Source organism: Hyphomonas sp. KY3, from assembly GCF_017309975.1.
Classification (GTDB): Bacteria; Pseudomonadota; Alphaproteobacteria; order Caulobacterales; family Hyphomonadaceae; genus Hyphomonas.
In genome coordinates this window covers 2,881,946-2,905,950 of sequence record NZ_CP022271.1, presented here as the reverse complement: position 1 = coordinate 2,905,950, position 24,005 = coordinate 2,881,946, and the positions used below count along the sequence as shown (strand labels likewise).

The window sequence follows — 24,005 nt, the reverse complement described above, 5'->3', positions numbered from 1 at the left end:
GCCAGCGCGCGGCGGCCACGAATTTGCGAGGAAAAGGATAAGGTGGAGGCTTCTGTTGCCAGGCGCCTCCGGGCCCCGCCTAGGGGTCTGAAACCCTAGGAGTTAGATCGGTTAACCGAGCACAGCTTACGCTGCGAGCAGTTCACCTTCAGCAAAGTTGTCATTTGCAACTATGTGATATGGGCTTCTGAGGGGGCCCAATCCGGCAAAGGCATCGTCTTTACACGTCCGTCGATCCTATTTCGGCCCCGTCAGAAACAGGCCGGTGAATGCCTGAACCTGCTTTTGGTGGAGCCGCCGGGTACCGCCCCCGGGTCCGAACCGCTTATTGCACGCGCGTTTATCGCCATAGTCCGAAGACATAACCAATATAGGGATGATTTGGGGGTTTTGGAAGGGGGGAGGTGCCCAGGCAGGCTGTCCCAGGCCTATTCACTCAACGATGCGTAGATGTCGTCCCAAGTTCCAAGCGATTCCCCAGATTGTGTACGGCAATATGGAACGCCATCTTCATGGCCGTACAGAAGTCTGACGCGGGGGGCAGACTGAAGGGGGGAGGTGTACCGGACGGGTACCGCGTACACGAGCAGCGCCTTGGCATTATGCTTTGCCATATAGCTGTCCTCCTCGATCGGCACCCCATCCTTTGTGCAACCAGACAGTTCCTGGAAAACCGTGTTGGCCTTGGCGGCGAGTTGTTTCGGCGAGGTGTCTGGGGCGCTCACCCAGACTTCAAAAATGAGATTGCCATCATTCAGGTCTCTGCGACGCAGTTCTGTACGGTAAACGTCGGCCGTCTCGTCGTATTCGAACGTCATCATGGAAAATTTCGATAGATCCAGTTCCGGACCTGCGACCTGACTCCAAACCCACTGGTCCTGAAGATCAAAATCATAGTTTTCGAAGGTGCTACCGATGAAATTCAAAGACAGCAGGGAGGGCGGTCGGTTCTTCCTCGTGGTCACCTCTGACAAGTTCTCCCAGATCGCAATTCGGGAGAATCCCTTTTTTACAGCCATGGGAATAAGGTGATCCTGAAGTATTTCCACGAGTGACGCTGTCCGCTGGTGTGATGAGTCTGCCTCGCTGTCGAACTTGACCTCCAGAACGAGGCGCTTGCCTCCACCGAGCGTGAATGTGGTTTGATACTCCGAATCCGCAAGAGTTTCTCCCGATTTCAGGGAATATGCTTGCGCATTTGCCGGTAAAACCGCGATCAGAGCGTACAGAAACAGAAGAGCAAACAGACGGGTCATGCCCAACCACTATAAATCGGGGGTTGCAGTGTCCAGCTCAAATTCTGACCCTGATTTTCAGCAGATCGTGTCGGCTTCGCCCTGTTCGCCGAAGCCGTCGGCGATGAGTCTGGCAAAGGCGAATTTAGATCGTCCGCCCTATGATAGCATCAGCGCTGAGCCCGGCATCGACCCGCGGTCGTTTTGACAAGGCCTTGGATATCCTCGACAAGTGAACTCCAGACTTCACGGGGACAGTGAATGCGCTCACACAACATTCTGATACTGGCCGCAGCACTGGCAACGCTCACGAGCTGTACCCTCTTGTCGCCAGCGTATGGTGACGGCACGGAAGAGCGGCCGGAACCTGTCGCGAAGATCATTGACGTGCATCGCCATGGCACCTGGCCGACAGGGGATGATGATGCTTACCGCTCGCAAATGTTGAGCGAGATGTCGCAGAATGGTGTGCGGTTGGCCGTAATTTCCATCACGGACTACGACGATGTGGAAAACTGGAAGAATGTGGCACCGGATGCATTTCTGGTTGGCGTCATGCTGGGGTGTCCTCGAAATCTTGCGGAGCCCCGGTACAACTGCTTCCCGGCGGATGAGGGTTGGGTCGATATCGAATGGCTGCGGACAATGGTCGAGCACGGAAAAATCGAGGCCATCCACGAGGTCATTCCGAATTATTACGGTGTTTCGGTCGGTAATCCGAGATATGATCCATATTTCGCATTGGCGGAGGAATACGATCTACCCGTCGGCGTCCACACTCAGCGCGGCCCGCCACCAAAAGCAATAAATTCCATGCGCAGTGATCCCGATTGTTGCCCGGACTATGATCCTGAAATGGGTAATCCGGCATTGTTGCGCCGGGTGCTGGAGCGTCATCCCAATCTGAGAGTCTGGATACAGCATGTCGGAGCCGGACGCGCAGGGAGCTATGAGCCGCACTGGGACGAGACCTTGGCGCTGTTACGCGATTATCCGCAGGTCAATGTCGATCTTTCGATCACAAATGGTCCGCTGCCTATTGAACTGTACGATGAAAGCTTGCGAATTCTGATTGAAGCCGGTTTCGAAGATCGGATCATGATGGGGACGGACAATATTCCAACCGCATTGGTCCTGGGCCGCCTGGAATCCATCGAATGGCTGAGCGACGATCAACGCGAAGCGATCCTCTACAACAACGCTGAGCGCTTCTTTCAATTGAAATAGACGCACAAGACGGGACCGGGTCCGCCTTCCTTCCTTGTCGAGGCTCATGATCGGCTTGTGGTTTCCGATTGAGCCCTGATTTTCAGCAGATCGTGTCGGCTTCGCCCTGTTCGCCGAAGCCGTCGGCGATGAGGCTGGCGATGGCGGTGACCGCCTCGGCCGCGTCGGGGCCTTCGGCGTTGATGTCGACTTCGCAGCCCTTGTGAGCGACCAGCATCATGAGGTCCATGATGGAGCGCGCATCGGCGGTTTCGCCCTCGTGCGAGACGATGATGCGGGATTGAAACTCACCGGCAAGGCGGGACAGGCGGGCAGAGGCGCGCGCGTGCAAGCCCTTGCGGTTGACGATCATGGCGCGCTGGCTGGCGGTGAGGGTTTCCGTGTCAGGCATCAGTTCGACTTCGCGAGGAGTTCGGAGGCGATGTTGATATACTTGCGGCCCGCCTCTGCGGCGACTTTGGCGGCGTCCTTGAGGGTCATCTCGCCGCGCACTTCGGCCAGCTTGATCAGCATGGGCAGGTTGACGCCGGACAGGACTTCGACATTGCCGGCATTCATTACCGACATGGCGAGGTTTGAGGGCGTGCCGCCAAACATGTCTGTCAGGATGATGACGCCCTTGCCGGCATCGCAGGACTTGGCCGTTTCGCGGATCTGATCGCGGCGCGCCTCGATGTCGTCTTCCACTTCGATCGAGATCGAGCGGAATCGATCCTGCTCGCCGACCACGTGTTCCGTGGCGGCGACGAGTTCGCGGGCAAGCTTTCCGTGGCTGACAACCACAATTCCGATCATATGCCGGTCCCAGTGCTCAAACTTTACGAACTTGTCATGCTGCCACTGCGAACACGAGCGTCAACCCTGATTCAGCTGTTGCGAGAATGGTGACCTGTGGGCGTTGCTTCAAAGCCCCAGCACGTCATTCATGTCGTAGAGGCCTGGATCCTGGCGCATCGCCCATGCGGCCGCGCCCAGGGCGCCATGCGCGAAGACGGCGCGGTCAATGGCGGTATGGCTGAGCGAGAGGATTTCCATGTCCGAGCCGAAGCTGACTTCATGCTCGCCGATCACCCCGCCAGACCGGCGTACGGCAAAGCCGATGCTGCCAGCGCGCCGCTTGGCGTCTGGGCCATCGTAAGGGCCAGCCCGCAGGTCTGACAGCGGCTTTCCGCGGCCTGCAGCGGCGGCCTCGCCCACCATGAGCGCGGTGCCCGAGGGGGCATCGACCTTGCGGCGATGATGCGTTTCGAGGATTTCGATATCCCAATCCGGACCGAGCCGTTCGGCCGCCATGCGGGTGAGGGCCTGCAGCAGATTGATGCCCACCGAGAAATTGCCCGCCTTGACGATGGCAAGGGACTGCGCGGCCTGCGCAATCTCGGCCTCTTCTTCATCAGTGAAGCCGGTCGTGCCGATGATGGCGGCGCGCACGCTTGTGTGTTTCAGGGAGTCTAGCGCAGCCAGGGTCGCGGCAGGGCGGGTGAAGTCGATCCAGACATCAGCCTTTGCCGCAGCTGCGACGGGATCGGTCGCCGGTTTCAGGTCCAACAGGCGACGGCCTGCCAGTTCGCCAATATCCTCGCCGAGATGTTCGGAAGAGGGAGCCTCGCTGCCGCCCACCACGGTAAGGCCAGCATCAAGCGCGGCGCCGACCAGCTGGCGGCCCATGCGACCCGCGACGCCGGCAATGGCGACGCGGAGCGAATCGGAAGGTGTCATTTCTGTCATGTGCGCCGTTATAGCGAGGTTTTCCCGCAGGGCGAGAGCTTGCTGAACGCCGGGAACAAATTTGTCATCTGGCGCGTTCTACGCACATGACCCCAACAAATGTGCTTTCGCGGCTTGGCCGTGTGTCCTGTGTGATCAATCCGCTCTCGGGCAGCACGCCCGAGGGAGCCGCTGATCTCTTGCGTGAAAAACTCTCCGACCTGCCGGACGCTGCGTCGATCCATACGGTCGGTGAGGATGATCTTGCGCTGCTCATGGAAGCGGCGCTCGCTGAAGAGCCGGACACGCTGATTGTCTGGGGAGGGGATGGCACGATTGCCTGCGCGTTGTCGCATGCCGGTCTGCTCGGTCCGGCGGTCCTGCCACTGCCGGGCGGGACGATGAATATGTTGCCCACTCGCGCCCTGGGCGGCGACCATGAGTGGGACGTGCTGATCGATCGCGCGCTGCAGGGCGGCAAGGTACGCCCGATGCCATGTGGCGAGATTGTCGGCGGACCCCGCTTCTTCGTGGCGGCCATGATGGGTGACATGACCCGGTTCACCAATTCACGCGAAGCATTGCGCGAGGGGAAAATTCTTGAGGCCGCGGAGATCGTGCACGACTCTTCGGCTCTGGCTCTGAAATCCAACATTGCCTGGAACGCCCCCGGCAAGGCCGCCGAGACCGCCACCACTCTGACGGTGAACATCAATCCGGACACGCCCGGAAAGCTGGAGATTGCGAGTATTGACCCTCAGGGCTTGCTGGACCTCGCCAAGCTTGGCCTGGAGATGATGTTCGATGGCTGGCGCAATGCTGAGGATGTTGCGCTGAAACTTGCTGACGAGATCGAGGTGCACCAGACCGACAAGGGGCGCATCAATGTCACGCTGGATGGTGAGCTCAAAGAGATGGACACACCGCTGAGGTTCCGGCGGATCGATTCTGCGGTGAAAATCTTCGTTCCAGACATGTCCTGATGACGGTTATTGCACAGATTTCAGACATTCATTTCGGCGCCGAAGACGAAAACGCGATTGAGGCTGCCGAAGCCTGTATCAAATCCACCAAACCTGACATGTTGGTCGTGTGCGGAGATTTGACCCAGCGGGGACGCACTCGTGAGTTCGATGCTGCGGCCGAGTGGCTGGACAGGTTCGACATGCCGAAGCTCGTTGTGCCCGGCAATCACGACACCCCCATGTTCAATGTCGCGGCGCGGGCGGCGGAACCCTTTAAACGATTCAAGCGGCGATTCAATCAGCAATTTGAGGTCGTCGAAGCTGGCGGTGCGATCGCTGTCGGCCTCAACACGGCGCGCGGCTGGCAGGCACGGCGGAACTGGGCCGAGGGGTCTGTCAATCTGGACGACCTGGATGAGGCGATTGTTCGCGCGGGCAAGTCACGGGCAGAGGTCAAACTGATTGCCTGCCATCATCCGTTTCATTCCCTGCCGGGTGCGCCGCTCCGCACACGGACACGCCGAGGCCGACGCGCCAGCGATATGGTGGCGGCGAGCCATGTACAGATGGTGCTGACGGGGCATGTCCACACGCCCTCGGTCGTCGTGCGCCAGCGCGCCAATGGTTGTTATCTCGCCGTCTCATCCGGAACGTTATCGGTGCGCCTGCGGGCTGAGCCGCCTTCGTTCAATCTGATCCGGCTGGAAGAGGGAGAGTTGCGGATCGACCGATGCGATATTCATGAAGATGGGCCGAAAAATTCCCGTATGGGCGCGTTTGATGCCAATCTGGAGGCTTGCGCCTAAAAGGGGTGACGGGGTTATCCTCGCAGGTGATGCTGGATGCGCACTTCGAATGCGGGCTGCAATTGTGCGCGGATACGATCTACCAGCAAGTGCACTTTGGGCTGAAGATGACGGGCTTGGGGGTAAACCGCCCAGATGGGTTCCGGCTCGGGTCGGAATTCCCTGAACAGTTCGACCAGTCGCCCGTTCTCGAGATACGGCGCGACATAAAAAAGTGGTAGCTGTCCGATTCCTTTGCCTGCGAGCAATCCGTCCAGAACGGATGCGCCGGAATTTGAGCGCCAATTGCCCCGTGGGCGGAGGGTTTCGTGCTGGCCGCCCTGCCGAAAGCGCCATGTGCTGGAGGAGCCTGTCAGGCAATTGTGGGTTTTCAGGTCGTCAAGCCGTTCGGGCGTGCCGTGGGCGTCCAGATAGGCAGGGGATGCGCAAACCAGAAATTGCCGGCTTGCCACCCGCGAACTGATCAGGCGGGAATCTTCCAGCATGCCGGTGCGGATTGCTAGATCGATGCCCTCGGCGATCAGGTCGACCAGCCGGTTGGAGAGGTCGAGCGTGATCTCTACTTTGGGATAATCCTGGCTGAACTCGCGCACGATGGGCGAGATGTAGCGTTCGCCCAGAGATGTGGGGCAGGTGATCTTGATCTCTCCCTGCGGTTCATTGGTGCCGCCCACCACGGCATACAGCTCGTCCCGCGACTCGATGAGTTGCTGGCAATGGCTGAGCACGGTGCGGCCCGTATCGGTGAGAGAGACTTTGCGGGTGGTGCGATAGAATAGCGGCGCGCCGATGGCGTTTTCCAGTCTGGTAACGGCGCGGCTCACATGCGAGGTTGAGACGTTCAACATTTCCGCCGCGGGCTTGAAGCCCATGCACGTCGCCACAGCCACGAATTCCTCAATACCATCCCAATCCGTTTGCATTATCCCAGTCCTGCAACAATGAATTGCGAATTACGTACTTTATCGCGCAGAGCGCAAGAGTAGTATGGCACCCAAACATTATGGAGCTCCCTCATGAAAACGCGCGCCGCTGTCGCCTTTGAAGCCAAGAAACCGCTGGAAATCGTCGAACTGGATCTGGAAGGCCCGAAGGCCGGGGAAGTCCTGGTCGAGATCATGGCGACCGGCATCTGCCATACCGATGCCTACACGCTGGACGGGCTGGACAGTGAGGGCATCTTCCCGAGCGTGCTGGGCCATGAGGGCGCAGGCATTGTGCGTGAAGTGGGCGCGGGCGTGACGAGTGTGCAGCCGGGCGATCATGTGATCCCGCTCTACACGCCGGAATGCCGCCAGTGCAAAAGCTGTCTTTCCGGCAAGACCAATCTCTGTACCGCGATCCGCGCGACGCAGGGCAAGGGCCTGATGCCGGATGGCACGAGCCGGTTTAGCTACAAGGGCAAAACGATCTATCATTATATGGGCTGCTCGACCTTTTCGAACTTCACCGTCCTGCCGGAAATCGCGGTTGCGAAAATCCGCACCGACGCGCCCTTCGACAAGGCCTGCTATGTTGGTTGCGGTGTGACGACGGGCGTGGGCGCGGTGACCAATACGGCCAAGGTTCAGGTCGGTGACAATGTCGTCGTGTTCGGCCTGGGCGGCATCGGCCTCAACGTGCTGCAGGGCGCGAAGATGGCGGGCGCCGACAAGATCATCGGTGTCGACATCAACAATTCCAAGAAGGAATGGGGCGAGAAATTCGGGATGACGCATTTCGTCAATCCGAAGGAGACCGCTGATGTGGTCGCCCATCTCGTCGAACTGACCGATGGCGGCGCGGACTATTCCTTCGATTGTACCGGCAATACGGATGTGATGCGTCAGGCGCTGGAATGCTGTCATCGCGGCTGGGGCACCTCGATCATTATCGGCGTGGCCGAGGCCGGCAAGGAAATCAGTACACGGCCCTTCCAGCTGGTCACCGGGCGCAACTGGCGCGGCACGGCCTTCGGTGGCGCGAAAGGGCGCACCGACGTGCCCAAGATCGTCGACTGGTACATGAACGGCAAGATCCAGATCGACCCGATGATCACCCACGTCATGAAGCTGGACAAGATCAATGACGCGTTCGACCTGATGCATGCTGGCGAGAGCATTCGGAGCGTGGTGGTGTATTAGTGTCGCGCCGGCCCGCACAGATTCTTTGCGCAAGCGTGGCCTTGGCGGGCGCTTCGATCGTTTCCGGTTGCATGAGCACCGGCCCGACGATGGATCAGAAATTCTGCAGTGATCTTCAGACGTGGGTCGATTCAGGGCCGCGAACGGGTTCCTCCGCCCGATATATGCGTCTTGCGGCGTTTCGCGGATCTGAAGACGAAATCATCATGTGGGGCATAGCGACCGATGCGGGATGTGAAGAAGATACCGACTGCCGCGACGAAGCAGACAAACAATTTGTCGGTGAAGTCGCCCCGATGACCCATTATTGGTGGATCAATCAGTTCGCCGAGGCGGCATCTGTTTGCCTGCGCGGAAATCCGAGGATCGGCAAGATTGATCTCCTCGACGATGAGGCCGGACTGCGAGAGTCCATCGCGAGCAGGAATGGAGCCCGCATTGTCATTTCCTGGGATCGCACGGATTGCGATTTCGAAGGCTGCACCACATTTGAATTGGATTACCGCTGAGTCGCGCTAGAGGGAAAAGCAAATGACCATCGTAAAACGCAATCTCGACATCTACCGCACGCGCCTGATCACGCTGCAGAATATTCTTGGCCGGGCCGAGGCGGAGCTGTTTCCGGACGACGCGGCGAAGACAGCCCTGCTGACGGCGCGGCTGGCCGAGGACATGCTGCCTCTGCCGAACCAGATATGGTTCACGTGCCGTCAGGCAGAATTACTTCTGGGCAAGCTAAACGACACGCCTGTGAAAGAGTTCGAGGTTGATACGGCGAGCTTCGCGGACCTGAAAGCCCTTGTGGCCGAGACGATTTCCCGGATCGAGGCGCAGACCGACACGAAGGAAAGCTTCGCCGAGGCGAAGACCTCTCTCGAACTGCCAGGCATGCCGACGCTTTCCATGACCGGCCAAGACTATATCGACGAATGGCTGACGCCGAACTTCTATTTCCATCTCGTCACCGCCTACGACATCCTGCGGGCCGAAGGGCTGGCCATCGGCAAAGCAGACTATTTGAGCCATCTGCGTCCGCTGCTGGCGGCGGCTATGGCAAGCTGACGCGGGGGGAGGCCGAAATCCCTCTGGCGCTGTTTCGGCGGCTGAGGCACAAATTCCCCATCCACAAGGAGGAAACACATGTTCAGTCACGTCATGGTCGGCACGAACGATCTGGAAAAATCAAAGAAATTCTACGACGCGCTTTTCAAGTCGCTGGGCGGGCGCGAGGCGATTGTCGATCCGAAGGGGCGACTGATCTATCTCCACAATGGCGGAACATTCCTTGTCACGCCGCCGATTGATGGCGAGCCAGCCTGTCATGCCAATGGCGGCACGATCGGTTTTGCGGTCGACAGCACCGAACAGGCCGATGCCTGGCACAAGGCCGGGATCGAGGCAGGCGGCAAGGCCATCGAAGACCCACCGGGCTGGCGAGAAGGCGGCGGCATGAAGCTCTATCTCGCCTATCTGCGCGATCCGGACGGCAACAAGATCTGCACCATGTTGCGCGGCTAGCGTGGGACGCACGTCAACTTTGGAGGGCGGCGCTGTATGCGTCGCCCTTTTTTGTGCGCGCCAGCCCCCGGAAATTGGCCCCACGGGCTCGACCTTGGCTGCAAAGCGGGTAATGATTTCTCCATGACGGAGTTTACTCACTATACGCTGATTGCGGACGGGCAGGTGTTCGAGCCGAACGCCGATTACGAGACCGAGATCGGTCCGTGCATCATGGGCATGAAGGTCTGGGCGGCCGACCCGGAACAGGCCGCGGACATGATTTCTGTCATCGGCAAGCGGCTTGGCTTCAAGATGGACGGCGAGTTGCAGGTCTATGTGACCGAGCCGGACGTGCCAGCGGAAGACCAGCCCTTCGGATACGATGTTCAGTTCACGACCTATTCAGACCTTGACGATGACGAGGAGGATGGGATCGAGGGCGAAGAGCCAAAATGGATTCACTGAGGGGAAGGCGGACATGATGAGAATTTTGGGGGTGAGCGCGGCGGCCATGCTGTTGAGTGGCTGCGTCGCTATGGATGTTCAGGACATTCAGGTGAACACCTCACCCGAAGTTTCCCATTTTCCCGGCGTCACCAAAGCGGGAACGGATCTGCCCTTTTCCAAGGCCGTGCGCGTGGGCGACGTAATCTATCTTTCCGGCGAACTGGGCATTGATCCGGCAACGAATGAACTCGCGTCCGGAGGCGTAGGCCCTGAAACCAGCATGATCTTTGCGAATATCGAACGGACCCTTGCTGAGTTCGATGCCGACCTTTCTGATGTGGTAAAATGTTCAGTTTTCTTGGGCGACATGGCGGCTTATGGCGCAATGAACGCGGCTTATGACGCAGCGCTGCCGGACCCCAAACCGGCGCGGTCGACCTTTGGTGTCAATGGTCTGGCTCTTGGGGCAGAGGTCGAGATCGAGTGTCTCGCCGTCACGCCCTGACCCAATCAGGCGAGTGCGAGGCGATAGTCTGCGCGCGCAAGCTGGGCCGGCAGGCTGAACTCTTTTAGCGCGCTGCCGCGAACACGTTCCAGCAGATCATCGGCGCGGGCGAGGGCGTCGCCGTCAAGCGCCGAATAGGCGTCGAGCGCTGCCTGCAAACGCCACAGCGGGAAGGTGCGCGCAGCGGCTGGACCTTGCGTATCCTCAATGTCGATCTCGATCTGGCCGACCGCGCGCGGCACATGTGTGCCGGGGGAAGCGGTCTCGGCCCAGTTGGCGAAGAGTTGCGCGGTCTGGTGCAGGGCCGGGAATTGCTCGCGCATCTGGCGGGCGAGGATGGGCACCAGCGTGACGGGGATTTCGTCATTGGCGGGCAGGTCGCCCTGAGGCGGGGAGCCTGCCTTCACGCGCTCGACCCAGTCGGCGACCTTGGGCGCATAGCGCCTCATCAGATCACCCGAAGCCGGGTCCCGATAGAGATGCGCATAGAGCGGGCCGTACAGGGCGAAATCGGCCAGCGTGGCGCGGCCGCCCAGCGCATAGGGATGCACTTCCAGATGCGCGGAGAATTCGCGGAGGAAAGCCTCATAGCTCTGCTCGATCGCCGGTGCAGTGGTCGGCGAGACACCCAGCGGGGGCAGGGCGCCCTTGAAACGTTCGCCATTGCGCTTGCCGATCTCGTATTGCTCCGGCGCCGGGCGGTCCGGGGCCGAGATTGCCCCGAATTCCTGATAGGCCCAGTCTTCATTATAGTTCCAGCGATAGTGCATGGCGGGAATGACCAGCCACTCATCGGCATAGAGTTGCAGCAGCTGGGCGATAAAGGCCTGCACCGGGCCGTCCGGGATCGCAGGCGGGGAGAGGCCTTCGGCGGCTTCGATGTGTTCGATGATGTCGGTCGTGTCCTGGACAATCTCGCCGTCCGGCGTCTTCATCACCGGGATCACGGGCCAGCCGACCGAGGCCAGGATGATGTCGCGATAAACCTGTTGGGTTGCCAGCTCCTCGACATAGTCCACGCCGCGCCAGTCGAGATAGGCGCGCACCTTGCCCGTGTAATAGCTGACGTCGGCGCCGTACAATGTATAGCCGGGCATAGATCCTCCGAAGGCTTTGGTGGGCTGGGCCCTGTTTTGGGCTAGCGGGGCGAGGCTGGCAAGGCTGACCTCGGGCGACCATGTGCGCGGCGGGGCCTTGTCCTGCAGGCTCAACCGGGCCACATCAGTGAGGTTACTTTCACTCGAATGGACAGGACCTCAGCACATGACCCTCACCCAGGTATCCGCATGGCAATCCTTTGGCGGCACGTTGTCCGTGCATGATCATGAGAGCGCGTTGCAGAACTGTACGATGCGGTTTGCGGTCTATACGCCGTCGCAGGCCGATCCGGAGAAAGTGCCGGTGCTGTGGTATCTCTCCGGCCTGACCTGCAGCTGGGCGAATGTGATGGAGAAATCCGGACTGCAGCGGGCAGCCTCCCGGCACGGAATCATGATTATTGCGCCGGATACGAGCCCGCGTGGCGAGGATGTGCCGGATGATGAGGCTTATGATCTGGGTCAGGGCGCGGGCTTCTATCTGACGGCCACGCAAGAGCCGTGGGCGAAGCACTACAAGATGGATCAGTACATCACGGATGAGCTGACCAAGGTGATCGCAGAACACTTTCCTTATGCCGACATGGACCGGCAGGGCATCTTCGGTCATTCCATGGGCGGTCATGGCGCGATCACGCTGCACCTGAAGCATCCGAAAATATACAAATCCTGTTCGGCGTTCAGCCCGATCACAAGCCCGGCGCAGGTTCCGTGGGGCCAGAAGGCCTTCACCGCCTATCTCGGCGAACCTTCCGTGGCATGGGAGCAGTATGATGCGACCGAACTCGTCAAGGAGCGCCAGACCAAGGCAACGATCCTCGTGGATACCGGCACGGCCGACACATTTCTGGAGCGCGAACTGAAGCCGGAAGTCTTCACCGACGCCTGCGCAAAGCATGGCCAGCGGCTGGATTACAATATGCGCGATGGCTACGGCCACGATTACTATTTCATCGCGACCTATATGGACGAGCATATTGCCCATCATGCGCGAGCGCTGGGGGCTTAGGCGCTGCAGAGCGTCTCTGGCTAAACCTGTTCAGCTTCCAGAAAAGTGATCAGGTCATCCAGATCTTCCCGAACCAGGAGGCTGGATATTTCGCTGTCGCCACCAAACTCCAGCCACGTGCCAGCTTCGTCATGGGGCCGCAGCATGCGTACATGCTCGATATTCACGACGCGCACCTTGTTATTGTTTTTCTGATGCAGGACCAGGAATTCAGCCATGGGATTTCACGCTCCGGATTGTAGAGCCTGCGTGTAACACCAGATCGAGTATCTGCAAGGGATGCCGCGTGCCCAGACGCGATGGACTAGACTGCCTTGGCATGGCGCCGCGGCGCGGGCTTGTAGCGACCATCAAGACACTGGGCGACCGTGCGCAGGAAAAGGCGTGCGTCTGGTGGTACTTGGATAGTGCTGCCGGCGATCCGGCACAGGCCTGCGGACTGGAGAAAGCGGGCGGTTTCAAGCGCGTCGGCGAGGCTGTCGGGGGCAGCGCCCATTTCGCGGCAGAGCCCGTCCACGTCCACTTCCATCTGGCACATCAGCGTCTCGATGGCGCGGGCGCGCAGGCGGTCATCCTCAGTCAGCGCGACACCACGCTCGACCGGTAGGCGACCCGCTTCAATCGCTGCGCGCCATGCTGTCCGCTCCTTGAAGTTCTGGATGTAACCGCCCGAAAACTGGGAGATTGCCGTGCTGCCTATGCCGACCAGCGTATCGCATGGATCGTCCGTATAACCCTGGAAATTGCGGTGAAGCGCGCCCGTGCGGGCGGCTTGAGTGAGCGAGTCGTCGGCGCGAGCGAAATGATCAAGGCCAATGGCCTGGTAGCCTGCCAGTTCCAGCGTGCGTGCGCCTGCCTCGGCCTGTTCAAAGCGCGCTTCAAGGCCGGGAAGGGCATCTTCATCAATTGCGGCCTGGTGTTTGGCGAACCATGGCACATGCGCGTAGCCGAACAGCGAGATGCGGGCGGCGCCCATCTCAGTGGCGAAATGCGCGGCTTCCTCGACATCCGTGACCGTTTGGTGGGGCAAGCCATACATGAGGTCCATATTGATCGCACCGATCCCTGCTTCATGCAGTCGGGCGATGCCCTCGCTGAGGAGGACTTTCGGCTGAATGCGGCCCACGGCTTGCTGCACGGTGGCGGAGAGCGTCTGGACGCCGAAGCTGACGCGATTGACGCCGGAGGCCGCCATGGCATGGATGAAATCCGGGGTCAGGCCACGCGGGTCTATCTCGACCGCGATCTCGGCGCCGGGACGCAGGCCAAAGGCGCGGCTTGCATGCGCGACAAGGTCCTTGAAGTCTTCGGCTGAAAGCGCATTGGGAGAGCCGCCCCCAAAATGCAGGTGCGCCATCCCGTCATGGGCCCCCAGCGCCCTGGCCCAGAGGTCGATTTCGCGATGCAATGTCTCCAGATAGGCAGCAATGCGCATGTAACCATTCGGCACGCTGGTCGCGCATCCGCAATAGAAGCAAAGCTTCTCGCAGAACGGCACGTGGATATAGACTGAGATCGGTTTGTCCGGCGCAGTCTGGCTGGCCCAGATCCCGGCCTCTGTTTCCGCTACCTGCGGCGTGAAATCCGCCGCCGTGGGATAGCTTGTATAGCGCGGGACGGGGCGCGACGCGAAAGGAATCCATGCCTGTTTCATGGCGATGGTCCTAGCAATGGTGGGCGGCCCGGTGACTACGCAAAAGCCCTTATATCAAATGCGGCTCGACGTCGCTGGCGCCACCGCCTAGGGTCAGGGGCACTCAGAGGAGATGTCCATGATACGATCAATCCTTTCCGCTACCGCGGCTTTGCTGCTGGTTGCGCCTGCGCTGGCGGGTCCTGATGATTTCAAACCCGGTATGGCGATCCCTGCTTTCGGGAAAGTGGCGAGTGTGCCGGATGCCGAGCGGCTGTCCAAGGACGCCGTCTTCAAGATCGCATTCGACACGGCGGCGCCTGCTGAGCCGGGCAAGGTGAACCGGACATTGGAAAGCGCAGCGCGTTTCCTGAACATGCACGAGGCGGTCGGTATCCCTGCTGCCAACATCAAGCTGGCGGTGGTTGTGCATGGCGGAGCCTCGGCGGACCTTGTGGCAGGAGCAGGTAACGCGAATGCGCCCTTGGTGGCCGCGCTCGCAAAGCACCGTGTCCGTATTATTCTGTGTGGCCAGACTGCAGCCTATCGCGACATCGAGAAATCAGATTTGCTGCCGGGTGTCGAAATCGCACTTTCGGCAATGACCGCGCACGCGAAATTGCAACAGGATGGCTATACGCTGAACCCGTTCTGACGGCTCAGTCCATCGCCTCGGCTTTCAGCCAGATGCCTTCGCGTTCGCCCACGCGCCGCTCGACCAGCAGGCGGGCGACCTGATGGTCATCCTCGAAGACGTTCCCTGTCAGACTGTCGAGCAGGGCCTTGGCGAGATTGTCGAGGTCCATCCAGGGCGCATCGCCTGTGTATTCCATCATGATGTGAACGGAGTAATCCCCATAGCCGGGCCGCAGGGGCGGGAACTCCTTGCGAAAGAATTCCTTGAGCAGGGTCTTGTAATATTTCGCCTGCGTCGTCAGGCCGTGACAGCGCACTTCGAGCGCGCCTTCATCGGTGATGCGCGCGCGCACCTTTCCGGCGGAAACCCATTCGGCAAGGCTCATCCCCGCATCCGATGACGTGACTGCATGCGCGCCTCGACCGCTTCCTTCGAGGCCTTCAGGCCGAGACCCGTTTGTTCGCGCAGCAGTTTGATGGCAAGGATTTTCTTGCGGTCGTCGGTTGCCCGGTCGATCTCGGCCCACTTGGCCTTGGTGACCTTCGACAGGGCTTCTTCGATCTGGGCCTCGGTCATGAGGGGTGGCGAGAAGGAATTAAGTCCGATCCCGCGCACGAGAAAACCGAGCGCGAAGGCCAGCGCGGCGACAAGCAGCGTCGCCGGTTGTGACAGTGCCTGGGCGAGAGCGTTCATGGGCAGTCCTGGCGTCTTCCGGAAATGTATCTCGGTCCGGCCCCGTTGGGCCCCGCGAACCCGCAATCTAGGCGAGGCCGTCAGGACCGCGCAAGACACGAATGGGGGAGAAGGTGGCGCCTGTTGAAGGTCGCCGGGTTCAAAGCTCGGATGCGACCACGCCGCCGGCGATGCCAAGTCCGAACAGTCCGAACAGTGCCATGGACGCTGTAACCACCCAATTGTGGGTGCGATACAGCACAGCCTCTTCGGGGCTGGTGGGGTTCACCCATGCATATATCTGGCGCTGCTCTGCCTGCAATTGGTCGAACCGCCGTTTCAGCTTGCGATGTGCCTTGGCGTCCGAGGAGCGCCGTGACCCGAGATCGACCCGATGGCCGGTATAGGCCTTGCCGTCATACTCGTAGCGGTAGGTCACCTGCGTTTCGTACAATGTCAGCGCGCGTCGCACCTTTGCGCGGATTCCGGACCGGGCCACGCCATCCCGTCCCGTACGAATTTCACTGCTTTCGATCAGGGCTGGTGCCCTTTCCCAGTTGCTGGAGCCGAGATAGCGATGGGTGTTCAGACCGGCCTTTCCGATGAAGAGAAGACCGACGCCGAGCATGACCAGGCTAAAACCGAGAGCTGCAATCGTTTTCATGGCGGCTGACTAGACCACAGGCCTTAATTCCACGTTGCCATGGCCAGATAGGCCGAATGTCGCCTTGCAGCGGCGCATGGCCGTGCTACACCGCGCCGGTTCTCAGGTTGTCTACAGGGCCATCCGGCGCCAAGGGTGTCCTGTCCAACTTATTCTCGAAGGAGCTTGCACTCATGACGACGCGCACCGAAACCGACACGATGGGCCCCATCGAGGTCTCCGATGACGCCTATTGGGGCGCGCAGGCTCAGCGCAGCCTCGGAAACTTCAAGATTGGCTGGGAAAAACAGCCAGAGCCGATCATCCGTGCCCTTGGCATCGTCAAGAAGGCCGCCGCTGAAGCCAATATGGACCTCGGCAAGATGGATCCCGAACTGGGCAAAGTGATCGTGCAGGCCGCCGAAGAAGTCATTGAAGGCAAGCTGAACGATCATTTCCCCCTCGTCGTCTGGCAGACCGGGTCGGGCACGCAGTCCAACATGAATTCGAACGAAGTGATCTCGAACCGCTCCATCGAGATTCTGGGGGGCGAAAAGGGCTCAAAGAAGCCGGTTCACCCGAACGACCATGTGAACATGTCCCAGTCGTCGAACGACACGTTCCCGACGGCGATGCACATCGCGTGCGTTGAGGAAGTCGTTCATCGCCTGGTGCCGGCGCTTCAGGTTCTGCACAATGCGCTCGATTCCAAAGCCAAGGAATGGGCCGACATTATCAAGATCGGCCGCACGCACACGCAAGACGCAACGCCCGTCACGCTCGGCCAGGAATTTTCCGGTTACGCGCAGCAGCTGGCCAATGGCATCGAGCGCATCGAACTGACGCTGCCAAAGCTGATGGAACTCGCGCAAGGCGGCACGGCCGTCGGCACGGGCCTCGCCTCGCCGGTCGGATTTGCAGAAAAGGTCGCCGAGAAGATCGCTGGCATTACCGGCCTGAAATTCACGACCGCACCGAACAAGTTCGAAGCGCTGGCCGCGCATGACGCGATGGTGTTCACGCATGGGGCGATCACCACCGTGGCCATGTCCTGCTTCAAGATTGCCAATGATATCCGTTTCCTTGGGTCCGGCCCGCGTTCCGGCCTTGGCGAACTGGCCTTGCCGGAAAACGAGCCGGGCAGCTCGATCATGCCGGGCAAGGTCAACCCGACCCAGTGCGAAGCGCTGACCCAGGTGTGCGCGCACATTCATGGCAACAATGCCGCCATCGGCTTTGCCGACAGCCAAGGCCATTTCGAGCTGAACGTGTTCAACCCGATGATGGCCTACAACTTCCTCCAGTCGGTGCGCCTGCTTGCCGATGCGGCGGTGAGCTTCACGGAGAATTGCGTTGTCGGAATCGAGCCGCGGCTCGAGAATATTCAGCGCGGCCTCGAGAATTCCCTCATGCTGGTGACGCCGCTGAAAGAGAAATATGGCTACGACCGCGCGGCCAAGATCGCCAAGACGGCCCATAAAAACGGGACGACGCTTCGCGAGGAAGCGATCAAGGACGGCATCCCGGGCGAGGATTTCGACAACATCGTCGATCCGTCGAAGATGATCTCGCCGGGCTAACTTTCGGTTGCGCTCATGAGGGTGTTTCTGTAATGTTCTCCCATCAAAGGGAGAGTGCGATTGAGCTGGCTGAAAGAATTGCTGACGGACATTCCTCTCTCAGAGGTGCTGAAGGAGCGAATTGCGCTTGCGGACGACAAAGTCCGCAAAGCCGAGTTAGAACGGCATGAATTGGCAACCGAGTTAGATGCCGCCCAAAAGAAAATCGAACAGCTCGAACGGGAGCTTTCAGAGCTAAAGAAGCAATCAATTGAAGATAAGGTTGGAAACAAGCTCGACGGGGATGCTTCGAGGGTATTGGGTTATCTCTTCAATGCGAAAGGCGAAGAACGAGATACAAGATATATTAGTCGAAGGCTGGACCTCCAAGAGGGTATGCTCGACTACCATTTGGACACTTTGGAAAGTATCAATTTCGCTGTGTGCTCGGGTGGGAACTATGTTTCGGGTGCAGTCTACTGGGATATAACACCCGCGGGTCGAAAGTTTGCGGTCGAGCATATACTCGGCAAATAGATGCTGGAGTTCGATCCCGACACTTTTGGCACGCTGAATGCCGATGAGTACGACGCGCTGCATGATCCTGGCACGACGGAGGAGTCCGTCGCCCTGATTGCGGAGCTTGCGGGCGATGGCGCGCGTTTGCTGGAGCTGGCCATAGGTACGGGCCGCATTGCATTGCCGCTGAAGGCGCTTGGATTCGAGATTTCCGGCATCGAAGGCTCCGCCGCCATGGTGGAGAAGCTGCGCGAGAAACCGGGCGGGGAGGACATTCCGGTCGTCATCGGCGACATGGCGGATTGCGCGATAACCGGCGACTTCGACTTTGCTTTCCTGGTTTTCAACACGCTGTTTAACCTGACCAGCCAGGCTGAACAGGTGCGCTGTTTCCGCAATGTTGCGGACAGGCTGGCACCGGGTGGGGCGTTTCTGGTCGAAACCTTCGTGCCGGATTTCTCAGCCTATCATGACAATCAGAGTCTTCGCACCACGAAGATCGGGTTCAAGTCTCTTTGGTTCGAAGCGAAGGTGCATGATCCGACACGGCAGGTGATCGAGTATCAGCGTGTGCGGATTACGGAAAAAGGCACGCGGATGGTGCCCCTTGTGATGCGCTATGCCTGGCCGCAAGAAATAGACCTGATGGCTGAACTCGCCGGTCTGACGCTGGAGCATCGCTGGGGCGGGTGGAAACGGGAGCCTTTCACGCCTGAAAGCAAGATGCATGTTTCCCTGTACAGGAAACCGGCAAACTGAAATCTCGCCACCAGTTTCTTCATGCCTGTGGTTGCACCCTGGGGGGAAGATCGCCATACGGCGGCAAACATCTTCCTGCCCTCAGATCGAAGAGTGTCATCCCGTGGTAAAATCGACTTTTGCTGCCTTTGCAGATCGCCTTGGCGCGCAGGGCCTGTCACAGGCCAGTTACACCCAGTTCACGCCGAACCGGATCAAGATCGAATTATTGTCCGGCCTGACGGTCGCGCTGGCGCTCGTGCCAGAGGCCGTGGCCTTTGCCTTCGTGGCAGGTGTGCATCCGCTGGTCGGGCTCTATGCAGCCTTTATCGTGGGTCTCGTGACGGCGCTGATCGGCGGCCGTCCGGGCATGATCTCCGGTGCCACCGGCGCGCTCGCCGTGGTCATGGTGTCGCTGGTGGCGCAGCATGGCGTTGAATACCTGTTCGCCACGGTTGTGCTGATGGGTATCCTCCAGCTGGCGGCGGGTATTTTCAGGTTCGGGAAGTTCATCCGTCTCGTGCCGCATCCGGTGATGCTGGGCTTCGTCAACGGCCTCGCCATCGTGATCTTCATGGCGCAGCTGACCCAGTTCCAGGTGCCGGGCACGGCTGAAGTGTCGGCGCACGGCATGTCGGGCGGGGAATGGATGAGCGGCTGGCCGCTCGCGGTCATGCTGGCGCTGGTTGGCCTGACCATGGCGATCATCTGGCTGTTGCCGAAATTCACCAAAATCATTCCTGCGCCACTGGCCGGGATCGGCATTGTCGCTGCCGTGGTGATCGGGTTCGGCCTGGACGTGCCGCGCGTGGGCGATCTCGCCTCCATTCAGGGCGGCCTGCCGAGTTTCCATATGCCGAGCGTGCCGCTGACATTTGAGACGTTCAAGATCATCCTGCCCTACGCGGTCATTCTCGCAGCTATCGGCCTCATCGAGAGCCTGCTGACGCTCAATCTTGTCGGGGAGATCACCGGCAAGCGAGGCGGAGCGAGCCAGGAGTGCGTGGCGCAGGGCACCGCAAACCTGATCACAGGCTTCTTTGGCGGCATGGGCGGCTGCGCCATGATCGGCCAGTCGATGATCAATGTGAAATCCGGCGGACGTACGCGCCTCGCAGGCATCGCCGCCGCACTGTTCCTGCTGGCCTTCATTCTCGTTGGTTCTGGCCTCATCGAACAGATCCCGTTGGCCGCGCTGGTCGGCGTCATGTTCATGGTCGTGATCGGCACATTCGCATGGAACAGCCTGCGCATCATGACGCGGATCCCGCTGCTGGACGCCGCCGTGATCATACTGGTGACCATCGTCACCGTCTTCTATGACCTGGCGACGGCTGTGGTCGTTGGAGTGATCGTCTCGGCGCTCGCCTATGCGTGGAACAATGCCCGCCGCATCCACGTCATCGAGCGTGACAGCGTGCGCACACCGGGCGCGCATGTCTACGAGATCGAAGGCCCGCTTTTCTTCGGATCGACCGATGGTTTTGCCGAACTGTTCCATCCCGAAACCGACCCAGATGTGGTGATCGTGGATTTCATGCGCTCGCGTGTTGTGGACCAGTCCGCATTGCAAGCGATCGAAGACCTTGCGCGTCGTTATGAGGCCCTCGGAAAGACCCTGCAGCTGCGCCATCTTTCGCGTGATTGCCACAAGTTGCTCAGCAAGGCCGGGCAACTAATGGTCGATTCCGATGATGATCCCGAATACGCGATTGCGGTGGATTATTCGGTCAAGACAGGTGCCTTCAGCGGAGCGCACTGACGCGCGCCTGCGACGTAATCTCCTTGCCTCGGATCGGCAGTTCCGCCACTAGGAACGCCAATCAGAAACTTGGAGGAACAGGCGCATGGATATGGATTTCAGCAATTTGTTTTCGGTGGCCGGCAAGACCGTCGTGATTACGGGCGGCTCGCGCGGCATTGGCGAAATGATCGCGGCAGGCTTTCTGGCCAATGGCGCGAAGGTGATCATTTCCTCGCGCAAGGCGGATGCCTGTGAGGAAACGGTCGAGCGTCTGAAAGCAAAATATGGTGGCGAAATCTATGCCATTCCGTCCGATGTGGGCCAGATGGTCGGCATCGAACACCTCGCCAACACGCTCGCCGAGCGGGAAGAAAAGGTCGACGTTCTGGTCAACAATGCCGGTGTGGCATGGGGCGCCAAGCTGGAAGATTTCCCGGAGCATGGCTGGGACAAGGTGATGGACGTCAATGTGAAGGGGCTCTTCTTCCTGACCCAGAAGCTGATGCCGCTGCTGCGCAAGGCGGCGAGCGCGGACTCTCCGGCCCGCGTGATCAACATCGCCTCCATCGACGGCATGCACACCTCACCGATGAGCGGCTTTGCCTATGGCACGTCCAAAGCGGCCGTCATCCATCTGACGCGCTTCATGGGCGCGCATCTGGCCGGTGAGCATATTCTCTGCAACGGCATCGCGCCGGGCCCATTCCCGACCTATATGCTATCCACCGGCGTCGGCTTCAAAGGCGAAACCGAAGGCGTCGACTGGCAGAAGATTGGCGACCAGAATCCGTCTGGCCGGGTGGGCCAGCCCTCCGACATTGCCGGCCTCGCCATGTTCCTGTCATCCAAGGCCTCCAATTATATCACCGGGCACACCGTCCCGTGCGATGGCGGCATTGTCTCGTCCAGCTAGAGCTGCGGGAACCAGAGAAACGTCGACGCTCCGAAAATGCCGATCGCGGTGAAGACGGTGGCCGCTGCGACAAGCAGACTGGCTGCCGCCTTTGCGGCGGCGGAGCGACTCCGGCGGGCGGCACAATAGAGTTCAAGCGCGGCCAGCGGAATCAGGTAGCTGCCATAGGTGATGATGATGTCGGCAGGTCCGCTCATCGTGCTGTTCATCCAGCGAGGGGACTGGTTGATCATTATCCAGCCCATCAGGCCGACCCGAACGAACCAGACGCCATTGGCAACCATGAACAGGCGCATGGCCCAGCGTTGATGGTCGGCGAGTCGGCGCGCCAACGCAAAGCGGATTGTGTAAACGGCGCAAACCAGGATCAGCACGGCGTTCAGTGACACGCTGGCAGCTCCCACCAGAGACAGGTATGTGTCGCGCCCCCACGTCAGCCAGAGCCCACCCAGTGCAAGGGTGCAAGCCAGCACCAAAAAGATGCGGCCAGACCATCTGTGCAGGGTTGGGAACCGCCGCCGCAGAGCCGGAATGAGCTGTATGAGGCCCGTCAGCGTCATTGCGGCCGCCAGCAAGACGTGACTTGCAAACATCAGATTGCCCGCATCGTCTCCCGGAACATGGCCTTTGATGAGTTGCTTGTCGTTCCACCCTGCGAAATTTCCCGTGGCTGTGCGGGTGCCATAATGAGCAATGATAAAGGCGATGAAGGCCAGTTGGCCGACCGCAGCAATGCAAAACCACGCTATGCCTGTGCGGCTCAGGAGCTTGTTCCATTTTCCAAGATTTTGTGAAGTGGGTGCCACGCGCAATCCTTCCATGTTTCAAACAGGGAAGGTGTGGTCAGGATCGCCGACATCGTCTTGCCGATTTGGAAATCGGCGAGGATTTCCGCAGAAAACCGTCGATATTGCTCCGGTAAGCTTCTAAGCTTGTCCCCGTTGCTGGCCAACTGGAAGAGATGCTTATGAAGATCGCCCAAATACGCATTGAGAACGATGGCATGTTCAGGCACGGCCTGCCATTTGGTCCAGTTGCTCCGCTTACACTGTATTGGGCGGCGTTTGCGCTTTCGGTATGTGCTTTCATTGCCGAGTATTTCGTCGGCGGCATTGTCCCCCAGCTCGGTGTTGTGCTGGTGCTCATCGGTTTCGTGCCTTGCGGTATGGCCTGGCTTTTGTCGCGCGAATTGTTCCGGCAGGAAACCGAGCGAAAAGCCTGGCCGCTCGTCGTGGTCGTGACGCTCTATTTGACCTGCCTGATCAGTTATGTGGTCCCGGAAGGGCATGCGGGCAGACTGGTCGGAATGGTGGCCAGCATGAAGGGGCTGATTGGGTCAGCCATGCTGCTCATGACTTTCGTGGAGGCCATTGATGGCTTGAAGGACTCATCTGCGGAGCGACGGTTCCGCTTATGCTTTGCGGGTGGCTATGCCGCGATCGTCTTTGTTTCCCTCATGAACGACCAGCGCGGACTCGATGTTTGGCAGGAAGAGTTCAGGATTGTCGCCGCCACGCTCGCATTGGTCGGTGCAAGCGCGGCAGTGCTCTATCGAAGGCAAAATCCTCTTGCGCAGACCAAGCGGCCAAAGTCAGCGGCAGGACATCCGGCGCTTGCCTTGCGACTAGAGCGTCTGATCGAGACTGATCACGTGTTTCTGGAACCCCAGATAAAAGTCGCCGATGTAGCCGAACGTTTGCGCGAACCGGAATACAAGATCAGCCAATGCATCGTATCCGACCTTGGCTTCGCCAATTTCAACCAGATGATCAATTCCTACCGTATAGCCGAGGCGAAGCGCAGGCTTGCCCGTCCTGATCTTGAGGGTCAGCCTATCCTGTCCATCGCGATGGATTGCGGATTTGGCTCGCTCGGCCCATTCAACAGGTCATTCAAGGCGATGACGGGTCTGACGCCGAGCGCGTATCGCCGGCAGGCGGCGATGCAGTGAGGGCTGGCGATTGGCGCGGTGAAGACTAGACTGCGCGACACAGAATCACTTCCCGCCAAGAAAGGCCGTCTCCATGGCAAACGCTCCCGTCGGATCCAAATCCAACCCGTCCCAGTTCGATATCCTGGACAAGCTGGCCGAGGACGAGCCGTACTTCGTGATCCGAGCGCATGATCCGCTATCTTCGGCGCTGGTCGAGCTGCACGCCTATATCGGCGCAGGCCAGTCCGGCGCGGCCCACAACAAGCTGGCCGAGATCATGGCGATGACGGCCGCCAAAGCCCCGCGCCCGGCCTCCAGCCCGAAATATCGCGAAACCTTCGCCATCTCGCTGGCCATGGAACAGTGGCGCGAGACGCATTCCGGCGATTAAGG

Annotated in this window: 30 protein-coding genes and 1 other RNA gene; 18 read left to right on the top strand and 13 right to left on the bottom strand. The window is 59.8% G+C overall.

The window, feature by feature from the left end; translation table 11 throughout:
* Nucleotides 1-41: 41 nt before the first annotated feature.
* Both ssrA and CFA77_RS13960 read right to left on the bottom strand, forming a co-directional pair.
* Nucleotides 42-400, bottom strand: a transfer-messenger RNA (tmRNA) gene (gene ssrA / locus CFA77_RS13965).
* 28 nt (nucleotides 401-428) lie between these two features.
* A complete protein-coding gene (locus CFA77_RS13960; protein WP_206991211.1) occupies nucleotides 429-1,256 on the bottom strand; it encodes a hypothetical protein in 828 nt (275 codons plus the stop codon).
* A 240-nt stretch (nucleotides 1,257-1,496) separates the two neighbouring features.
* On the opposite strand from CFA77_RS13960, the gene CFA77_RS13955 reads away from it, so the two are divergent.
* The gene (locus tag CFA77_RS13955) at nucleotides 1,497-2,462 is read left to right on the top strand and encodes an amidohydrolase family protein (protein ID WP_206991210.1); all 966 of its coding nucleotides are present in this window, start codon (nucleotides 1,497-1,499) and stop codon (nucleotides 2,460-2,462) included.
* A gap of 82 nt (nucleotides 2,463-2,544) precedes the next feature.
* Here the strand turns inward: CFA77_RS13955 and CFA77_RS13950 are convergent, their stop codons facing one another.
* The 3 genes from CFA77_RS13950 to dapB form a co-directional block, all read right to left on the bottom strand.
* A complete protein-coding gene (locus CFA77_RS13950) occupies nucleotides 2,545-2,853 on the bottom strand; it encodes an HPr family phosphocarrier protein (protein WP_034810777.1) in 309 nt (102 codons plus the stop codon).
* Nucleotides 2,853-3,257: a PTS sugar transporter subunit IIA gene (locus tag CFA77_RS13945; RefSeq protein ID WP_034810778.1), complete on the bottom strand. Its 405-nt coding sequence runs from the start codon at nucleotides 3,255-3,257 to the stop codon at nucleotides 2,853-2,855. Before CFA77_RS13945 ends, CFA77_RS13950 begins: the two co-directional genes overlap by 1 nt.
* Before the next feature lie 108 nt (nucleotides 3,258-3,365).
* Entirely contained in the window at nucleotides 3,366-4,181 is an 816-nt protein-coding gene (gene dapB / locus CFA77_RS13940; protein ID WP_206991209.1) for a 4-hydroxy-tetrahydrodipicolinate reductase, read from the bottom strand.
* A 95-nt stretch (nucleotides 4,182-4,276) separates the two neighbouring features.
* Between dapB and CFA77_RS13935 the strand changes: the two genes are divergently transcribed.
* The gene (locus CFA77_RS13935) at nucleotides 4,277-5,152 is read left to right on the top strand and encodes a diacylglycerol kinase family protein (RefSeq protein ID WP_206991208.1); all 876 of its coding nucleotides are present in this window, start codon (nucleotides 4,277-4,279) and stop codon (nucleotides 5,150-5,152) included.
* The gene (locus CFA77_RS13930; protein WP_206991207.1) at nucleotides 5,152-5,940 is read left to right on the top strand and encodes a metallophosphoesterase; all 789 of its coding nucleotides are present in this window, start codon (nucleotides 5,152-5,154) and stop codon (nucleotides 5,938-5,940) included. Before CFA77_RS13935 ends, CFA77_RS13930 begins: the two co-directional genes overlap by 1 nt.
* A gap of 14 nt (nucleotides 5,941-5,954) precedes the next feature.
* Here the strand turns inward: CFA77_RS13930 and CFA77_RS13925 are convergent, their stop codons facing one another.
* Entirely contained in the window at nucleotides 5,955-6,863 is a 909-nt protein-coding gene (locus CFA77_RS13925) for a LysR family transcriptional regulator (RefSeq protein ID WP_206991206.1), read from the bottom strand.
* A 93-nt stretch (nucleotides 6,864-6,956) separates the two neighbouring features.
* Between CFA77_RS13925 and CFA77_RS13920 the strand changes: the two genes are divergently transcribed.
* The 6 genes from CFA77_RS13920 to CFA77_RS13895 all read left to right on the top strand — a co-directional run bounded on the left by CFA77_RS13920 (nucleotide 6,957) and on the right by CFA77_RS13895 (nucleotide 10,515).
* Nucleotides 6,957-8,063 carry an S-(hydroxymethyl)glutathione dehydrogenase/class III alcohol dehydrogenase gene (locus CFA77_RS13920; RefSeq protein ID WP_206991205.1) on the top strand — a complete coding sequence of 369 codons (1,107 nt, stop codon included), beginning with the start codon at nucleotides 6,957-6,959 and terminating at the stop codon, nucleotides 8,061-8,063.
* 71 nt (nucleotides 8,064-8,134) lie between these two features.
* Entirely contained in the window at nucleotides 8,135-8,572 is a 438-nt protein-coding gene (locus CFA77_RS13915) for a hypothetical protein (RefSeq protein WP_206991204.1), read from the top strand.
* A 22-nt stretch (nucleotides 8,573-8,594) separates the two neighbouring features.
* The gene (locus CFA77_RS13910) at nucleotides 8,595-9,125 is read left to right on the top strand and encodes a DUF1993 domain-containing protein (RefSeq protein ID WP_206991203.1); all 531 of its coding nucleotides are present in this window, start codon (nucleotides 8,595-8,597) and stop codon (nucleotides 9,123-9,125) included.
* Nucleotides 9,126-9,203: 78 nt separating this feature from the next.
* Nucleotides 9,204-9,581, top strand: a complete 378-nt coding sequence (locus CFA77_RS13905) for a VOC family protein (RefSeq protein ID WP_206991202.1) — start codon at nucleotides 9,204-9,206, stop codon at nucleotides 9,579-9,581.
* 123 nt (nucleotides 9,582-9,704) lie between these two features.
* Nucleotides 9,705-10,028, top strand: coding sequence for a hypothetical protein (locus tag CFA77_RS13900; RefSeq protein ID WP_206991201.1), 324 nt, complete (start codon nucleotides 9,705-9,707; stop codon nucleotides 10,026-10,028).
* Nucleotides 10,029-10,041: 13 nt separating this feature from the next.
* Entirely contained in the window at nucleotides 10,042-10,515 is a 474-nt protein-coding gene (locus CFA77_RS13895; RefSeq protein WP_206991200.1) for a RidA family protein, read from the top strand.
* 5 nt (nucleotides 10,516-10,520) lie between these two features.
* Here the strand turns inward: CFA77_RS13895 and CFA77_RS13890 are convergent, their stop codons facing one another.
* On the bottom strand, nucleotides 10,521-11,612 hold the full coding sequence (locus CFA77_RS13890; protein WP_206991199.1) for a glutathione S-transferase: 1,092 nt from the start codon (nucleotides 11,610-11,612) through the stop codon (nucleotides 10,521-10,523).
* Nucleotides 11,613-11,778: 166 nt separating this feature from the next.
* Here CFA77_RS13890 and fghA point away from each other — a divergent pair, with 166 nt between their 5' ends.
* Complete coding sequence (gene fghA, locus CFA77_RS13885; RefSeq protein ID WP_206991198.1) at nucleotides 11,779-12,621, top strand: S-formylglutathione hydrolase; 843 nt, start codon at nucleotides 11,779-11,781, stop codon at nucleotides 12,619-12,621.
* Nucleotides 12,622-12,641: 20 nt separating this feature from the next.
* Here the strand turns inward: fghA and CFA77_RS13880 are convergent, their stop codons facing one another.
* Both CFA77_RS13880 and hemN read right to left on the bottom strand, forming a co-directional pair.
* Nucleotides 12,642-12,839, bottom strand: a complete 198-nt coding sequence (locus CFA77_RS13880; RefSeq protein ID WP_034810800.1) for a hypothetical protein — start codon at nucleotides 12,837-12,839, stop codon at nucleotides 12,642-12,644.
* Between the two features lie 86 nt (nucleotides 12,840-12,925).
* Entirely contained in the window at nucleotides 12,926-14,275 is a 1,350-nt protein-coding gene (hemN, locus tag CFA77_RS13875; protein WP_206991197.1) for an oxygen-independent coproporphyrinogen III oxidase, read from the bottom strand.
* 118 nt (nucleotides 14,276-14,393) lie between these two features.
* Between hemN and CFA77_RS13870 the strand changes: the two genes are divergently transcribed.
* A complete protein-coding gene (locus CFA77_RS13870; protein ID WP_206991196.1) occupies nucleotides 14,394-14,909 on the top strand; it encodes a DsrE family protein in 516 nt (171 codons plus the stop codon).
* Nucleotides 14,910-14,913: 4 nt separating this feature from the next.
* Here the strand turns inward: CFA77_RS13870 and CFA77_RS13865 are convergent, their stop codons facing one another.
* The 3 genes from CFA77_RS13865 to CFA77_RS13855 form a co-directional block, all read right to left on the bottom strand.
* Nucleotides 14,914-15,276 carry a RusA family crossover junction endodeoxyribonuclease gene (locus CFA77_RS13865; protein WP_206991195.1) on the bottom strand — a complete coding sequence of 121 codons (363 nt, stop codon included), beginning with the start codon at nucleotides 15,274-15,276 and terminating at the stop codon, nucleotides 14,914-14,916.
* On the bottom strand, nucleotides 15,273-15,584 hold the full coding sequence (locus CFA77_RS13860; protein ID WP_206991194.1) for a hypothetical protein: 312 nt from the start codon (nucleotides 15,582-15,584) through the stop codon (nucleotides 15,273-15,275). The genes CFA77_RS13865 and CFA77_RS13860 overlap by 4 nt, the downstream gene beginning before the upstream one ends.
* A 139-nt stretch (nucleotides 15,585-15,723) precedes the next feature.
* Complete coding sequence (locus CFA77_RS13855; RefSeq protein WP_206991193.1) at nucleotides 15,724-16,227, bottom strand: DUF3592 domain-containing protein; 504 nt, start codon at nucleotides 16,225-16,227, stop codon at nucleotides 15,724-15,726.
* A gap of 173 nt (nucleotides 16,228-16,400) precedes the next feature.
* Between CFA77_RS13855 and fumC the strand changes: the two genes are divergently transcribed.
* The 5 genes from fumC (at nucleotide 16,401) to CFA77_RS13830 (ending at nucleotide 21,679) form a co-directional block, all read left to right on the top strand.
* A complete protein-coding gene (gene fumC / locus CFA77_RS13850) occupies nucleotides 16,401-17,786 on the top strand; it encodes a class II fumarate hydratase (RefSeq protein WP_206991192.1) in 1,386 nt (461 codons plus the stop codon).
* Nucleotides 17,787-17,846: 60 nt separating this feature from the next.
* On the top strand, nucleotides 17,847-18,302 hold the full coding sequence (locus tag CFA77_RS13845) for a hypothetical protein (protein WP_206991191.1): 456 nt from the start codon (nucleotides 17,847-17,849) through the stop codon (nucleotides 18,300-18,302).
* Nucleotides 18,303-19,043: a bifunctional 2-polyprenyl-6-hydroxyphenol methylase/3-demethylubiquinol 3-O-methyltransferase UbiG gene (locus CFA77_RS13840; RefSeq protein WP_206991190.1), complete on the top strand. Its 741-nt coding sequence runs from the start codon at nucleotides 18,303-18,305 to the stop codon at nucleotides 19,041-19,043.
* A gap of 154 nt (nucleotides 19,044-19,197) precedes the next feature.
* The gene (locus tag CFA77_RS13835) at nucleotides 19,198-20,784 is read left to right on the top strand and encodes a SulP family inorganic anion transporter (protein WP_367173543.1); all 1,587 of its coding nucleotides are present in this window, start codon (nucleotides 19,198-19,200) and stop codon (nucleotides 20,782-20,784) included.
* Between the two features lie 91 nt (nucleotides 20,785-20,875).
* A complete protein-coding gene (locus CFA77_RS13830; protein WP_034811827.1) occupies nucleotides 20,876-21,679 on the top strand; it encodes an SDR family oxidoreductase in 804 nt (267 codons plus the stop codon).
* On the opposite strand, the gene CFA77_RS13825 is transcribed toward CFA77_RS13830, so the two are convergent.
* Nucleotides 21,676-22,485 (bottom strand): DUF2306 domain-containing protein, encoded by an 810-nt coding sequence (locus CFA77_RS13825; RefSeq protein WP_206991188.1) that lies wholly within the window; start codon nucleotides 22,483-22,485, stop codon nucleotides 21,676-21,678. The two genes, CFA77_RS13830 and CFA77_RS13825, sit on opposite strands and share 4 nt — an antisense overlap.
* Nucleotides 22,486-22,646: 161 nt before the next feature.
* Here CFA77_RS13825 and CFA77_RS13820 point away from each other — a divergent pair, with 161 nt between their 5' ends.
* Together CFA77_RS13820 and CFA77_RS13815 are read left to right on the top strand one after the other, a co-directional pair.
* A complete protein-coding gene (locus CFA77_RS13820) occupies nucleotides 22,647-23,630 on the top strand; it encodes a helix-turn-helix domain-containing protein (RefSeq protein ID WP_206991187.1) in 984 nt (327 codons plus the stop codon).
* A 73-nt stretch (nucleotides 23,631-23,703) separates the two neighbouring features.
* On the top strand, nucleotides 23,704-24,003 hold the full coding sequence (locus tag CFA77_RS13815; protein ID WP_206991186.1) for an aspartate decarboxylase: 300 nt from the start codon (nucleotides 23,704-23,706) through the stop codon (nucleotides 24,001-24,003).
* The last annotated feature ends 2 nt before the right edge of the window (nucleotides 24,004-24,005 follow it).